13 protein-coding genes, 3 tRNA genes and 1 pseudogene are annotated in these 14192 nt (G+C 52.7%); 7 read left to right on the top strand and 10 right to left on the bottom strand.

From position 1 onward, the window contains the following. Position 1: 1 nt before the first annotated feature. From ABZJ92_RS06030 to mltB, 9 genes are all read right to left on the bottom strand, one after another. Positions 2-78 (bottom strand) — tRNA-Arg (locus ABZJ92_RS06030). A gap of 64 nt (positions 79-142) precedes the next feature. Continuing rightward, positions 143-219, bottom strand: a tRNA-Arg gene (locus tag ABZJ92_RS06025). 3 nt (positions 220-222) lie between these two features. Further along, positions 223-315, bottom strand: a tRNA-Ser gene (locus tag ABZJ92_RS06020). Between the two features lie 315 nt (positions 316-630). Beyond that, positions 631-816 (bottom strand): carbon storage regulator CsrA, encoded by a 186-nt coding sequence (csrA, locus tag ABZJ92_RS06015; RefSeq protein WP_000906486.1) that lies wholly within the window; start codon positions 814-816, stop codon positions 631-633. Between the two features lie 234 nt (positions 817-1050). Further along, entirely contained in the window at positions 1051-3681 is a 2631-nt protein-coding gene (alaS, locus tag ABZJ92_RS06010; RefSeq protein WP_000047164.1) for an alanine--tRNA ligase, read from the bottom strand. Between the two features lie 127 nt (positions 3682-3808). Continuing rightward, the gene (gene recX / locus ABZJ92_RS06005; RefSeq protein ID WP_000140506.1) at positions 3809-4309 is read right to left on the bottom strand and encodes a recombination regulator RecX; all 501 of its coding nucleotides are present in this window, start codon (positions 4307-4309) and stop codon (positions 3809-3811) included. Positions 4310-4551: 242 nt separating this feature from the next. After that, positions 4552-5613, bottom strand: a complete 1062-nt coding sequence (recA, locus tag ABZJ92_RS06000) for a recombinase RecA (protein WP_000963143.1) — start codon at positions 5611-5613, stop codon at positions 4552-4554. Positions 5614-5692: 79 nt separating this feature from the next. After that, a complete protein-coding gene (gene pncC, locus ABZJ92_RS05995) occupies positions 5693-6190 on the bottom strand; it encodes a nicotinamide-nucleotide amidase (RefSeq protein ID WP_000132231.1) in 498 nt (165 codons plus the stop codon). Positions 6191-6334: 144 nt separating this feature from the next. After that, positions 6335-7420, bottom strand: coding sequence for a lytic murein transglycosylase B (gene mltB / locus ABZJ92_RS05990; protein WP_005051417.1), 1086 nt, complete (start codon positions 7418-7420; stop codon positions 6335-6337). A gap of 255 nt (positions 7421-7675) precedes the next feature. Between mltB and srlA the strand changes: the two are divergent. The 7 genes and pseudogenes from srlA to gutQ all read left to right on the top strand — a co-directional run bounded on the left by srlA (position 7676) and on the right by gutQ (position 12621). Further along, a pseudogene (gene srlA / locus ABZJ92_RS05985) lies at positions 7676-8238 on the top strand (PTS glucitol/sorbitol transporter subunit IIC). Further along, positions 8235-9194: a PTS glucitol/sorbitol transporter subunit IIB gene (gene srlE, locus ABZJ92_RS05980; protein ID WP_000196934.1), complete on the top strand. Its 960-nt coding sequence runs from the start codon at positions 8235-8237 to the stop codon at positions 9192-9194. Before srlA ends, srlE begins: the two are co-directional and overlap by 4 nt. A gap of 10 nt (positions 9195-9204) precedes the next feature. Continuing rightward, positions 9205-9576, top strand: coding sequence for a PTS glucitol/sorbitol transporter subunit IIA (gene srlB / locus ABZJ92_RS05975; protein ID WP_000216201.1), 372 nt, complete (start codon positions 9205-9207; stop codon positions 9574-9576). 3 nt (positions 9577-9579) lie between these two features. Then, the gene (gene srlD, locus ABZJ92_RS05970; protein ID WP_001077344.1) at positions 9580-10359 is read left to right on the top strand and encodes a sorbitol-6-phosphate dehydrogenase; all 780 of its coding nucleotides are present in this window, start codon (positions 9580-9582) and stop codon (positions 10357-10359) included. Between the two features lie 104 nt (positions 10360-10463). Continuing rightward, on the top strand, positions 10464-10823 hold the full coding sequence (gutM, locus tag ABZJ92_RS05965; RefSeq protein ID WP_000252901.1) for a transcriptional regulator GutM: 360 nt from the start codon (positions 10464-10466) through the stop codon (positions 10821-10823). Between the two features lie 66 nt (positions 10824-10889). Next, on the top strand, positions 10890-11663 hold the full coding sequence (gene srlR, locus ABZJ92_RS05960; protein ID WP_000804545.1) for a glucitol operon DNA-binding transcriptional repressor SrlR: 774 nt from the start codon (positions 10890-10892) through the stop codon (positions 11661-11663). After that, positions 11656-12621: an arabinose-5-phosphate isomerase GutQ gene (gutQ, locus tag ABZJ92_RS05955; RefSeq protein WP_001287442.1), complete on the top strand. Its 966-nt coding sequence runs from the start codon at positions 11656-11658 to the stop codon at positions 12619-12621. Before srlR ends, gutQ begins: the two co-directional genes overlap by 8 nt. Here gutQ and norR read toward each other — a convergent pair. Continuing rightward, positions 12618-14132 carry a nitric oxide reductase transcriptional regulator NorR gene (gene norR / locus ABZJ92_RS05950; RefSeq protein WP_000010783.1) on the bottom strand — a complete coding sequence of 505 codons (1515 nt, stop codon included), beginning with the start codon at positions 14130-14132 and terminating at the stop codon, positions 12618-12620. The genes gutQ and norR overlap by 4 nt on opposite strands. Positions 14133-14192 lie beyond the last annotated feature (60 nt).

Here is a 14192-nt window from a genome sequence, read left to right as displayed (position 1 = left end):
ATGGTGCATCCGGGAGGATTCGAACCTCCGACCGCTCGGTTCGTAGCCGAGTACTCTATCCAGCTGAGCTACGGATGCATCGGGAAACTTACTTTACTGCAGATTTTTTGATACCGCTACTAAAGCCGTATCAAGTAAGAGATGGTGCATCCGGGAGGATTCGAACCTCCGACCGCTCGGTTCGTAGCCGAGTACTCTATCCAGCTGAGCTACGGATGCAAATGGCGGTGAGGCGGGGATTCGAACCCCGGATGCAGCTTTTGACCGCATACTCCCTTAGCAGGGGAGCGCCTTCAGCCTCTCGGCCACCTCACCACACGCCTCTTACGAGTGCTTCGAAGAACTTGTTTATCGCTCATCATCGCTGCGTGGCGCACATATTACTTTCTGAGACTTATAAGTCAAACAATTTTTCCCACACTTTTATCGTTTGCACACTTCACGCTCAATTAGTCTGTAAAAGCGTCAAAAAGAGTGTTTTATCTACAGAAAAACGGAGGTCTGGCAGATAGCAGTAATGCAAAAAAATGGAGACTTAAGTTGAATGAACGGGAGTAAAGCGAAAAGACTATAGAGTGAAGGAGAAATTTTGAGGGTGCGTCTCACCGATAAAGATGAGACGCGGAAAGATTAGTAACTGGACTGCTGGGATTTTTCAGCCTGGATACGCTGGTAGATCTCTTCACGGTGAACAGAAACTTCCTTCGGGGCATTTACGCCAATACGTACCTGGTTGCCCTTTACCCCTAAAACTGTCACGGTGACCTCATCCCCAATCATGAGGGTCTCACCAACTCGACGAGTCAGAATCAGCATTCTTTGCTCCTTGAAAGATTAAAAGAGTCGGGTCTCTCTGTATCCCGGCATTATCCATCATATAACGCCAAAAAGTAAGCAATGACAAACACATTACATGTAAGCAGTCATGGCATTACATTCTGTTAAACCTAAGTTTAGCCGATATACACAACTTCAACCTGACTTTATCGTTGTCGATAGCGTTAATGCGAATGCCGTGAAGCGAGTCCACGGCATTGCCTGACGCTTATATTATTGCAATTTCGCGCTGACCCAGCCTTTCACACTGGCTAACGCTGCAGGTAAGGCCGCAGCATCCGTACCACCGGCTTGCGCCATGTCAGGACGTCCACCACCCTTGCCGCCCACCTGCTGAGCGACCATACCAATCAGTTCCCCTGCTTTCACACGATCTGTGACGTCCTTAGATACGCCTGCAATCAGAGAAACCTTACCTTCGGCTACCGTTGCCAGCACGATAATTGTCGACCCCAGCTGATTTTTTAAATCGTCAACCATGGTACGCAACATTTTCGGCTCAACACCGCTAAGCTCGCTAACCAACAGCTTAACACCATTAACATCAATTGCCTTACTGGAAAGATTTGCGCTCTCCTGTGCGGCAGCTTGTTCTTTAAGCTGTTGTAGTTCTTTTTCTAACTGACGCGTACGTTCCAGTACTGAGCGCACTTTATCCGCCAGATTATTGCTATCGCCTTTCAGCAGATGCGCGACTTCGCTTAAGCGATCGCTGTCTGCATGAACGGTGGTGATAGCGCCTTCTCCGGTTACCGCTTCGATACGACGAACGCCTGCAGCAGTACCCGATTCAGAGATGATGCGGAACAGACCAATATCACCAGTGCGGCTGGCGTGAGTACCGCCACACAGCTCGGTGGAGAAATCGCCCATGCTCAGCACGCGTACACGCTCATCATACTTCTCGCCGAACAGCGCCATCGCACCTTTCGCTTTCGCCGCTTCGAGATTCATGATGTTGGTTTCGATCGGCAAATTGCGACGAATCTGTGCGTTCACCAGGTCTTCGACCGCACGAATCTCTTCCGGTTTCATCGCTTCGTTGTGTGAGAAGTCGAAGCGCAGCACCTTGTCGTTAACCAGTGAACCTTTCTGCGATACATGAGTCCCCAGAACCTGGCGCAGCGCAGCGTGCATCAGGTGCGTTGCGGAGTGATTCAGACGAATACGGGCGCGACGAGCCTCATCAATATCAGCCTGCACAGCGTCGCCCACTTTCAGAGAACCCGCAGCAAGTTTACCGATGTGACCAATCGCCTGGCCGTATTTCTGCGTATCTTCCACCGCGAAGGAGAAGTTAGCGCCTTTCAGTTCGCCTTTATCACCAACCTGACCGCCGGATTCCGCATAGAATGGCGTTTGATCCAGCACGACCACAGCTTCCTGGCCGGCATTGATGGCATCAACCGCTTTACCATCAACAAACAGCGCGGTCACTTTGCCGTTCAGTTCCAGATGGTCATAGCCTTTAAATTCAGATGCACTATCAACACGGATCATTGCGTTGTAATCGGCACCAAAGCCGCTGGCTTCGCGCGCGCGACGACGCTGCTCTTCCATTGCTGCTTCAAAACCAGCTTCGTCAACTTTGATGTTGCGCTCACGACAAACATCAGCCGTCAGGTCAACCGGGAAGCCATAGGTGTCGTACAGACGGAAAGCCGTTTCACCATCCAGCGTATCACCAGAAAGTTTTGCCAGCTCTTCATCCAGCAACGCCAGACCGCGCTCCAGAGTACGGGCAAACTGCTCTTCTTCAGTCTTCAGCACCTGCTCAACCTGCGCCTGCTGGCGTTTCAGGTCTTCACCCGCAGAGCCCATAACGTCGATCAGCGGACCAACCAGTTTGTAGAAGAAGGTTTCTTTCGCGCCGAGCATATTGCCGTGACGCACTGCGCGACGAATGATACGACGCAGTACATAACCACGGTTTTCATTGGACGGCATTACGCCATCCGCGATCAGGAACGCACAAGAACGAATGTGGTCAGCGATTACGCGCAGCGATTTATTGCTCAGATCGGTCGCGCCAGTGACTTTCGCTACCGCCTGGATCAACGTGCGGAACAGGTCGATGTCATAGTTAGAGTTAACGTGTTGCAGCACCGCAGCAATACGCTCCAGACCCATACCGGTATCTACAGACGGCTTCGGCAGCGGTTCCATCGTGCCATCTGCCTGGCGGTTGAACTGCATGAAGACGATGTTCCAGATCTCAATGTAGCGGTCGCCGTCTTCTTCCGGACTTCCCGGAGGGCCACCCCAAATGTGGTCGCCGTGATCGTAGAAGATTTCGGTGCACGGGCCGCACGGACCAGTGTCACCCATCTGCCAGAAGTTGTCAGATGCGTATGGCGCACCTTTGTTATCGCCGATGCGAATAATACGTTCGCGCGGGATCCCGACTTCTTTTTCCCAGATTTCGTAGGCTTCGTCGTCGCTTTCATAGACGGTAACCCACAGACGCTCTTTCGGCAGGGCAAACCATTTTTCGCTGGTCAGCAGTTCCCATGCAAACTGAATGGCATCGTGTTTGAAATAGTCGCCGAAGCTGAAGTTGCCCAGCATTTCGAAGAAGGTATGGTGACGCGCGGTGTAACCGACGTTTTCCAGGTCGTTGTGTTTACCACCCGCACGCACGCAGCGTTGGGAAGTGGTAGCGCGGGAATAATTACGCTTGTCGAGCCCAAGGAACACATCCTTGAACTGGTTCATCCCGGCGTTGGTAAACAACAAAGTTGGGTCGTTATGGGGTACCAGGGAGCTGCTGGCAACTACCTGATGTCCCTTACTATGGAAAAAGTCGAGAAACGCCTGACGGATCTCAGCGGTGCTCTTGCTCATAATTATCCTGAAATCAAGCTAACGAAATATCGCCACCAGCTCCAGCGTGTCTTAACCGCCGGGCTGGTAACTGAAAAGTGGGAATAAGATAAGTTTTCTTGACTGGGAAGTAAAATACCGTATGCGTTCAGTCGGCAAAATTTCGCCAAATATCCTGGATATCTTCCATCAGATAGCCACGATAGAGCAGAAAACGCTGGATCTTAACTTTTTCTGAAAAGACAGTTGGCAAAGGTTCACCATATTTTCGCGTCGCCTGATCGCGCGCCAGTGCGCACCAGTCGATGTCACATTCACGCATCGCTTTTTCTGTCGCTTCGCGGGAAATACCTTTCTGATTCAGTTCCTGACGAATACGTGCAGGTCCATACCCTTTGCGGCTACGGCTGGCGATAAAGCGCGCAACAAATCGGCTGTCATCGAGATAGCCATGTTCATGGCACCAGGCAATAACGCGCTCGTAATCTTCTGCCGTAGCATCAATCTCTTCTGGGCCATTTTTGCCCATAATCGGTGCCGCGAGTTTACGTCGCAGTTCTTGCTCACTGTGATCGCGCACCGCCAGAATGCGTACCGCACGATCCAACAGGCGAGCATATGCCGGGCGACGGGATGTTGATTCTGTCATGGCATATCCTTACAACTTAAAAAAGCAAAAGGGCCGCAGATGCGCCCCAGGTTTTGCTGATAAACAGATTTAATAGTCAATGAGTATGCAGAATGTTCCCGCAGGCCCAATTCGTTAGAGGATCGAGGTGAGAGTAATTTTTCACGCCAGTGCTGGCCTGTTCCCCTCACCCTAACCCTCTCCCCAAAGGGGCGAGGGGACCGTCCGTGCACACATTATCTATTATCATCAATAACGAACGATTAAAAATCTTCGTTAGTTTCTGCTACTCCTTCGCTGTCATCTACAGAGAAATCCGGCGTTGAGTTCGGGTTGCTCAGCAGCAACTCACGTACTTTCTTCTCGATCTCTTTCGCGGTTTCCGGGTTATCTTTCAGCCAGGCAGTTGCATTCGCTTTACCCTGACCGATCTTCTCACCTTTGTAGCTGTACCACGCGCCTGCTTTCTCGATCAGCTTCTCTTTTACGCCCAGGTCAACCAGTTCGCCGTAGAAGTTGATACCTTCGCCGTAGAGGATCTGAAATTCAGCCTGTTTAAACGGTGCAGCGATTTTGTTCTTCACCACTTTCACGCGGGTTTCGCTACCCACCACGTTTTCGCCCTCTTTCACCGCGCCGATACGACGGATGTCGAGACGAACAGAGGCGTAGAATTTCAGCGCGTTACCACCGGTAGTGGTTTCCGGGTTACCGAACATCACACCAATTTTCATACGGATCTGGTTGATGAAGATCAGCAGCGTGTTGGACTGCTTCAGGTTACCCGCCAGCTTACGCATCGCCTGGCTCATCATACGTGCCGCAAGGCCCATGTGAGAGTCGCCGATTTCGCCTTCGATTTCCGCTTTCGGCGTCAGTGCCGCCACGGAGTCAACGACGATAACGTCTACTGCGCCAGAACGCGCCAGGGCGTCACAGATTTCCAGTGCCTGCTCGCCGGTATCCGGCTGGGAGCACAGCAGGTTATCGATATCGACGCCCAGTTTACGTGCGTAGATTGGGTCCAGCGCGTGTTCAGCATCGATAAACGCACAGGTTTTACCTTCACGCTGCGCTGCGGCGATCACCTGCAGCGTCAGCGTGGTTTTACCGGAAGATTCCGGTCCGTAGATTTCGACGATACGGCCCATCGGCAGACCACCTGCCCCAAGCGCGATATCCAGTGAAAGCGAACCGGTAGAGATGGTTTCCACATCCATGGAACGGTCTTCACCCAGGCGCATGATGGAGCCTTTACCAAATTGTTTCTCAATCTGGCCCAGTGCTGCCGCCAACGCTTTCTGTTTGTTTTCGTCGATAGCCATTTTTACTCCTGTCATGCCGGGTAATACCGGATAGTCAATATGTTCTGTTGAAACAATTATACTGTATGCTCATACAGTATCAAGTGTTTTGTAGAAATTGTTGCCACAAGGTCTGCAATGCATACGCAGTAGCCTGACGACGCACCGCATCACGGTCGCCGCTGAAGCATTCCCGCCGGGTAATGCCTTCACCGCGGGCAGTGGCAAAAGCAAACCAGACGGTGCCGACAGGCTTCTCTTCACTGCCGCCATCCGGCCCGGCGATACCACTAATAGACACGGCATAATCAGCACGAGCCGCTTTCAGTGCACCTATCGCCATTTCCACCACGACGGGTTCACTCACCGCGCCATGCTGCGCCAGCGTCTCTTCGCGTACGCCGATCATCTGCGCTTTGGCTTCGTTACTGTAGGTGACAAATCCGCGTTCAAACCAGGCGGAGCTACCGGCAATATCGGTAATCACTTTCGCTACCCAACCACCGGTACAAGACTCGGCAGTTGTTACGGTTGCGCCACGGGCTTTCAGCGCCTGCCCAACCTGTTCGCTTAACTGCATCAGTTCACTGTCAGTCATCACAACCTCTGTCAGTCAAAAATTTATGCCGGACAAGATAGCACTTTCGTCAGGAAGATGGTGTTGGCGTTGCAATTTTACGAGGAGGATTCAGAAAAAAGCTGATTAGCCAGAGGGAAGCTCACGCCCCCCTCTTGTAAATAGCTACTGTACTCGCGCCAGCGCCACGGCTTGTCCTAACTGCCAGACCGCCATTGCGTAATGGGTGCTGTGGTTGTAACGGGTGATGGTGTAGAAGTTCGGCAGACCGTACCAGTACTGGTAGCCGGTGCCAACATCCAGACGCAGCAGGCTGGCTTGTTGATGGTTGCCCAGCGGCTGCTGTGGCGTTAAACCTGCGGCGGCAAGCTGCGAAATGCTGTACTTAGTTTTGAAACCATTTGGCAAGCCTGGAGCCTGACCGTTTGCCATTATCGCGACCTGATCGCCTTTCACCCAGCCGTGCGCTTTGAAATAGTTCGCCACGCTACCGATCGCATCAACCGGATCCCACAGGTTGATATGCCCGTCGCCGCTGAAATCTACCGCATATTGTTTGTAAGACGACGGCATAAACTGTCCGTAGCCCATCGCCCCGGCAAAGGAACCTTTCAGATTGAGCGGATCGTCCTGCTCGTCGCGCGCCATCAGCAGGAAGGTTTCCAGCTCGCCAGAGAAATACTCCGCGCGGCGTGGGTAGTTAAATGACAGCGTTGCCAGCGCATCGAGGATGCGAGTTTTCCCCATCACGCGCCCCCAGCGGGTTTCAACGCCGATAATCCCGACGATAATTTCCGGCGGTACGCCATACACCTGCCACGCGCGATTCAACGCATCTTCATACTGATTCCAGAAAACCACACCGTTCTGCACGTTGTCCGGCGTAATAAATTTTTTGCGATAACGCAGCCATGCGCCGTTCGGACCTGATGGCGGTTTCACCGATGTGGTTGGTGCCTGGTTATCCATCAGCCGCAGTACCGAATCCAGACGCTTCGCCTGGGAGAGAATTTCCTGCAACTGCTGACGATCGAAACCGTGTTTGTTCACCATTTTGTCGATGAACTGCTGGGCATTCGGGTTATTAGCGAAATCGCCGCCCATCTGCATCACATTGTGCTGCGGCTCAAGCAGGAAGCCGCCAGACGGCGTTCCGGTGGTCGTTTCAGTCTCAGTAGGTTTTGGCTTGCTGCTACAGGCGGCAAGCAACACAAAAAGGGGAAGCAATGTTACATAACGACGCTTGAACATGAGGGGTCCATTTAACAGATTCAACCAGGGGCAAGTATGGTAAAGCATCACACCCCGCACAAGGAAGCGGTAGTCACTGCCCGATACGGACTTTACATAACTCAACTCATTCCCCTCGCTATACTTTTATTCAAACTTTCAAATTAAAATATTTATCTTTCATTTTACGATCAAAATAACACTTTTAAACCTTTCAACCTGATTAGATTAGGTTGCCGTTTGGTAATAAAACAATAAATCCTGAAGGAGAGAACAATGATAGAAACCATTACTCATGGTGCAGAGTGGTTTATCGGGCTGTTCCAAAAGGGCGGAGAGGTGTTTACCGGGATGGTGACCGGCATTCTTCCGCTGTTGATTAGCCTGCAGGTTATCATGAACGCACTGATTAATTTTATCGGTCAGCATCGTATTGAACGTTTTGCTCAACGTTGCGCCGGTAACCCTGTTTCCCGTTACCTACTGTTACCGTGCATTGGCACGTTTGTCTTTTGCAATCCGATGACCTTAAGCCTGGGTCGCTTTATGCCGGAAAAGTACAAACCCAGCTACTACGCGGCGGCCTCTTATAGCTGCCACTCAATGAATGGCCTCTTCCCCCATATCAACCCTGCGAACTGTTTGTTTATCTTGGCATTGCCAGCGGTCTGACAACGCTGAACCTGCCACTTGGCCCACTGGCGGTGAGTTATCTGCTGGTTGGTCTGGTCACCAATTTCTTCCGCGGCTGGGTGACCGATCTGACCACCGCCATTTTTGAGAAAAAGATGGGCATTCAACTTGAACAAAAAGTTCACCTGGCAGGAGCAACATCATGACGCGTATTCGGATCGAAAAAGGAACGGGTGGCTGGGGCGGCCCGCTTGAGCTGGAAGCCACGCCGGGCAAAAAAATCGTCTATATCACCGCCGGTACCCGGCCTGCGATTGTTGACAAACTGGCACAACTTACTGGCTGGCAGGCTATTGACGGATTTAAAGAAGGTGAACCCGCGGAGGCGGAAATTGGTGTCGCGGTAATCGACTGTGGCGGCACATTACGCTGCGGCATCTATCCGAAACGACGTATTCCCACCATTAATATCCACTCGACGGGCAAGTCCGGTCCGCTGGCGCAGTACATTGTGGAAGATATTTATGTCTCTGGCGTAAAAGAAGAAAACATCACTGTAGTGGGTGATGCGACACCACAACCCTCTTCCGTGGGCCGTGACTATGACACCAGTAAGAAAATCACCGAACAAAGCGATGGTTTACTGGCGAAGGTGGGAATGGGCATGGGGTCCGCCGTTGCCGTGTTGTTTCAGTCTGGTCGTGACACCATCGACACTGTATTAAAAACCATTCTGCCGTTTATGGCATTCGTCTCGGCGCTCATTGGCATCATTATGGCTTCTGGCCTTGGTGACTGGATTGCCCACGGTCTTGCTCCGCTAGCGAGCCATCCACTGGGTCTGGTCATGCTGGCGCTCATCTGCTCCTTCCCACTGCTTTCACCTTTCCTCGGCCCAGGCGCAGTTATCGCACAGGTTATCGGCGTATTGATTGGCGTGCAGATTGGTCTCGGCAATATTCCGCCGCATCTGGCTTTACCGGCACTGTTTGCCATCAACGCGCAGGCGGCTTGCGACTTCATCCCGGTCGGTTTGTCGCTGGCGGAAGCCCGTCAGGACACGGTTCGCGTCGGTGTCCCTTCTGTACTGGTGAGCCGCTTTTTAACCGGCGCGCCGACTGTACTGATCGCCTGGTTTGTCTCCGGTTTTATCTATCAATAGAGGCTGAAACATGACCGTTATTTATCAGACCACCATCACCCGTATCGGCGCGAGTGCCACTGACGCCCTCAGCGACCAGATGCTCATCACCTTTCGTGAAGGCGCGCCAGCGGACCTCGAAGAGTATTGCTTCATTCATTGCCACGGCGAGTTGAAAGGTGCACTCCATCCCGGTTTGCAATTTTCACTCGGGCAGCATCGCTATCCGGTGACCGCTGTTGGCAGCGTGGCGGAAGACAACCTTCGCGAACTGGGTCATGTCACCCTGCGCTTCGATGGTTTAAACGAAGCGGAATTTCCGGGCACTGTCCATGTGGCAGGCCCTGTACCCGACGATATCGCGCCGGGATCGGTTTTGAAGTTTGAATCTGTTAAGGAGTAAAAAATGAATCAGGTTGCCGTTGTCATCGGTGGTGGGCAAACCTTAGGCGCGTTCCTGTGCCACGGTCTGGCTGCCGAGGGGTATCGCGTCGCGGTTGTCGATATTCAGAGCGACAAAGCCGCAAATGTGGCACAAGAAATTAACGCCGAATATGGTGAAGGTATGGCGTACGGTTTTGGTGCTGACGCCACTAGCGAGCAAAGCGTTCTGGCGCTCTCTCGTGGGGTAGATGAAATCTTTGGTCGCGTGGATTTGCTGGTCTATAGCGCCGGAATAGCAAAAGCAGCCTTTATCAGCGACTTCCAGCTCGGCGATTTTGACCGTTCGCTACAAGTGAATCTGGTGGGTTATTTCCTGTGTGCCCGTGAATTTTCGCGTTTGATGATCCGCGACGGGATTCAGGGTCGCATTATTCAGATCAACTCGAAATCCGGCAAAGTGGGCAGCAAACACAACTCTGGCTACAGCGCAGCGAAATTTGGTGGCGTCGGGCTGACTCAATCACTGGCGCTGGATCTGGCGGAGTACGGCATTACGGTGCATTCACTGATGCTCGGTAACCTGCTGAAATCGCGGATGTTCCAGTCACTGTTGCCACAATACGCGACCAAGCTGGGTATCAAACCGGATCAAGTCGAGCAGTATTACATCGACAAAGTACCGCTCAAACGCGGCTGCGATTATCAAGATGTGCTGAATATGCTGCTGTTCTACGCCAGTCCTAAGGCGTCGTACTGCACCGGACAGTCGATCAATGTCACCGGCGGTCAGGTGATGTTCTGATCAACAGCGGAGATCCGTTAAGGATCTCCGTGAGACTATAGAATGCCTGATGCGCTACGCTCATCAGGCATACAGGACTTCCGCCACTACATTAAGGAAAAGTTATGGTATCCGCACTCATCACCGTCGCCGTTATCGCCTGGTGTGCGCAACTGGCCTTAGGCGGCTGGCAAATTTCTCGTTTTAACCGTGCCTTCGACACACTATGCCAGCAAGGGCGGGTTGGCGTGGACCGTTCCAGCGGGCGCTTTAAACCGCGGGTCGTGGTCGCCATCGCGCTGGACGATCAGCAGTGCATCGTCGACACCTTGTTTATGAAAGGACTGACTGTCTTCGCCCGACCGCAAAAAATTCCCGCAATTACCGGCATGCATGCGGGTGATTTACAGCCCGATGTGATCTTTCCCCATGATCCACTATCACAGAATGCTCTATCATTGGCGCTTAAACTGAAACGTGGATAATTTCGTTGTGAATGTTACTTGCTTGCGAAGTTATCATTTTGAAACCTAAATCAGGTAATCACGCCCATGAAACCTCGTCAGCGTCAGGCCGCCATTCTGGAGTATCTGCAAAAGCAGGGTAAATGCTCGGTTGAAGAATTGGCGCAATACTTTGACACCACAGGCACAACCATTCGCAAAGATCTGGTCATTCTGGAACATGCCGGAACCGTCATTCGTACTTATGGCGGAGTGGTGTTGAATAAAGAGGAATCCGATCCGCCTATCGATCATAAAACGCTCATCAACACCCACAAGAAAGAGCTGATTGCAGAAGCTGCCGTTAGTTTTATCCATGATGGCGATTCGATCATTCTTGATGCTGGCAGTACCGTTTTGCAGATTGTTCCCCTGCTCTCGCGCTTTAATAACATCACGGTGATGACCAACAGCCTGCATATCGTCAATGCGCTATCCGAACTGGATAACGAACAAACTATCCTGATGCCAGGCGGAACATTTCGCAAAAAATCGGCCTCATTTCACGGGCAACTGGCAGAGAATGCCTTCGAGCATTTCACCTTCGATAAATTGTTTATGGGCACCGACGGCATCGATCTCAATGCGGGCGTAACCACGTTCAACGAGGTTTATACCGTCAGTAAGGCAATGTGCAATGCCGCGCGCGAAGTGATTTTGATGGCGGACTCATCAAAGTTTGGCCGTAAAAGCCCCAACGTAGTTTGCAGTCTTGAAAGCGTCGATAAGCTAATTACCGACGCAGGTATCGATCCGGCGTTTCGTCAGGCGCTGGAAGAGAAAGGGATCGATGTGATCATAACCGGAGAGAGCAATGAGTGAAGCACTACTGAACACGGGACGTCAGACGTTAATGCTGGAGTTGCAGGAAGCAAGCCGTTTACCGGAACGTCTGGGCGATGATTTTGTTCGCGCCGCCAATATCATCCTGCACTGCGAAGGCAAAGTGGTGGTTTCGGGAATTGGCAAATCGGGCCACATTGGTAAGAAAATCGCCGCAACACTTGCCAGTACCGGCACACCGGCTTTTTTTGTCCATCCGGCAGAAGCACTGCACGGCGATCTGGGGATGATTGAAAGCCGCGATGTGATGCTGTTTATCTCTTACTCCGGTGGCGCGAAGGAACTGGATCTGATTATTCCGCGTCTGGAAGATAAATCTATCGCGCTGCTGGCGATGACCGGCAAACCGACGTCACCGCTGGGCCTGGCGGCGAAAGCGGTGCTGGATATCTCCGTAGAACGCGAAGCCTGCCCGATGCACCTTGCGCCGACCTCCAGCACCGTCAATACCCTGATGATGGGTGACGCGCTGGCGATGGCGGTCATGCAGGCGCGCGGTTTTAATGAAGAAGATTTTGCCCGCTCCCACCCAGCTGGGGCACTGGGCGCTCGCTTGCTGAATAAAGTGCATCATCTGATGCGTCGTGATGACGCTATCCCACAGGTAGCGTTAACCGCCAGCGTGATGGATGCGATGCTGGAACTCAGCCGCACCGGTCTGGGGCTGGTGGCGGTATGTGACGCTCAACAACAGGTACAAGGCGTCTTTACCGACGGCGATTTACGTCGCTGGCTGGTAGGCGGCGGCGCACTCACCACGCCAGTTAATGAAGCGATGACGACAGGCGGCACCACATTACAGGCACAAAGTCGCGCCATCGACGCCAAAGAAGTTCTGATGAAACGCAAAATCACTGCCGCACCAGTGGTAGATGAAAACGGCAAACTCACCGGCGCAATTAACCTGCAGGATTTCTATCAGGCCGGGATTATTTAATCCTTCAATCCCAGACGTTTCGCCAGCCGATGCAGGTTGGCGACGTCAGTTTCCAGCATTCGCGCACAGGCTGCCCAGTTGTGATGATTTTGTGCCAGTGCCTGGCGAATAGTTTCACGCTGGAACGCTTCTGTCGCTTCACGCAGGTTTTGCTTAACAACGGGCACCGCCGCCGCTTCTGGCGGCGGCAACGTCACCTCAGGAAAAGCAAAATGTTGCGCCTCAAGAATCACTTCATCGCCGTTGCGGGTGGCTCTCGCCAGCACTACCGCCCGATGAATAGCATGTTCCAGTTCGCGCACGTTTCCCGGAAAACTGTAGTGTTGCAGTAAATTTCGCGCCCCGGCACTTAATACCACGCGGGAGAGCCCCTGCCGCAAACGACACTGCTCGCAGAAATACCCCGCCAGCAGAATGACATCATCGCCCCGCTCACGCAGCGGCGGCACCGAAAGTGGAAACACGCTCAGGCGATGAAACAAATCGGCGCGGAATCGCCCTGCCAGCACCTCTTCGCGTAAGTCGCGGTTAGTCGCCGCCAGCACGCGCACATCGACCCGCAAACTACGGTCATCGCCAACGCGCTGAATATCGCCATACTGCAACACCCTCAGCAGCTTGGCCTGCAATGCCAACGACAACTCGCCGATCTCATCGAGAAACAGAGTACCGTTATCCGCCATTTCAAACTTCCCGCTGCGGTTACTGATAGCGCCAGTAAACGCTCCTTTCACATGCCCGAACAACTCACTTTCCGCCACACTTTCCGGCAGTGCGGCACAGTTGAGATAGACCAGCGGATTCACCGCCCGTGGCGAGGCTTCATGAATCGCTTTCGCCACCAGCTCCTTACCGGTTCCCGTCTCACCGCTGATCAGAACGTTGAGATCGGACGCCGCCACAATCTCAATCTCTTTTTTCAGTTGCGTCATGCCAGGGGACAAGCCAATCATCTGCGTCTGTTTCACCGCTTCAAACGGCGTGGCATCGCCTGGCAGCATATTCTGGCTTTCCAGTTGTTCAATCAGCAACGCATTGCTTAACGCTCCCGCCGCCAGCGCGGCAATCAGCCGTAACTCTTCGTCGCTGAAAACATCGAACTGATCGGGCTGCATCCCGTCGAGCGTCAGTGCGCCGATCAGGTTTTGTCCGACAAACAATGGCAGACCAACGCAGGCGTGAACCTTCAGACTCTCCTGCCCAGGAATCAAACCGTCATAGGGATCGGGCAATTCGCTGTCTGCGGGAAAGCGCACCACATCCCCGGCGCGGGCAATCGCTTCCAGCCGTGGATGCCCTTCCAGCGCAAAGCGTCTACCGAGTACATCCTTTGCCAGACCGTCGATGGCAAGCGGAATAAACTGCCGCGAATCGTAACGTAGCAACGCAGACGCATCGCACTCCAGCACCTGACGTAGCGTGGTGATCAGGCGCTGAAAACGATCCTGATGACCAATCCCACGCTGCAATTCGATGGCGATATTCGCCAGCACATCAACGGAAAAACTCATCTTTGCCTCACTGTCAATTTGACTATAGATATTGTCATATCGACCATTTGATTGATAGTC

This window comes from Shigella sp. FJ200513, assembly GCF_040495915.1.
Classification (GTDB): Bacteria; Pseudomonadota; Gammaproteobacteria; order Enterobacterales; family Enterobacteriaceae; genus ECMA0423.
This window is presented reverse-complemented; position numbering and strand designations above follow the sequence as displayed.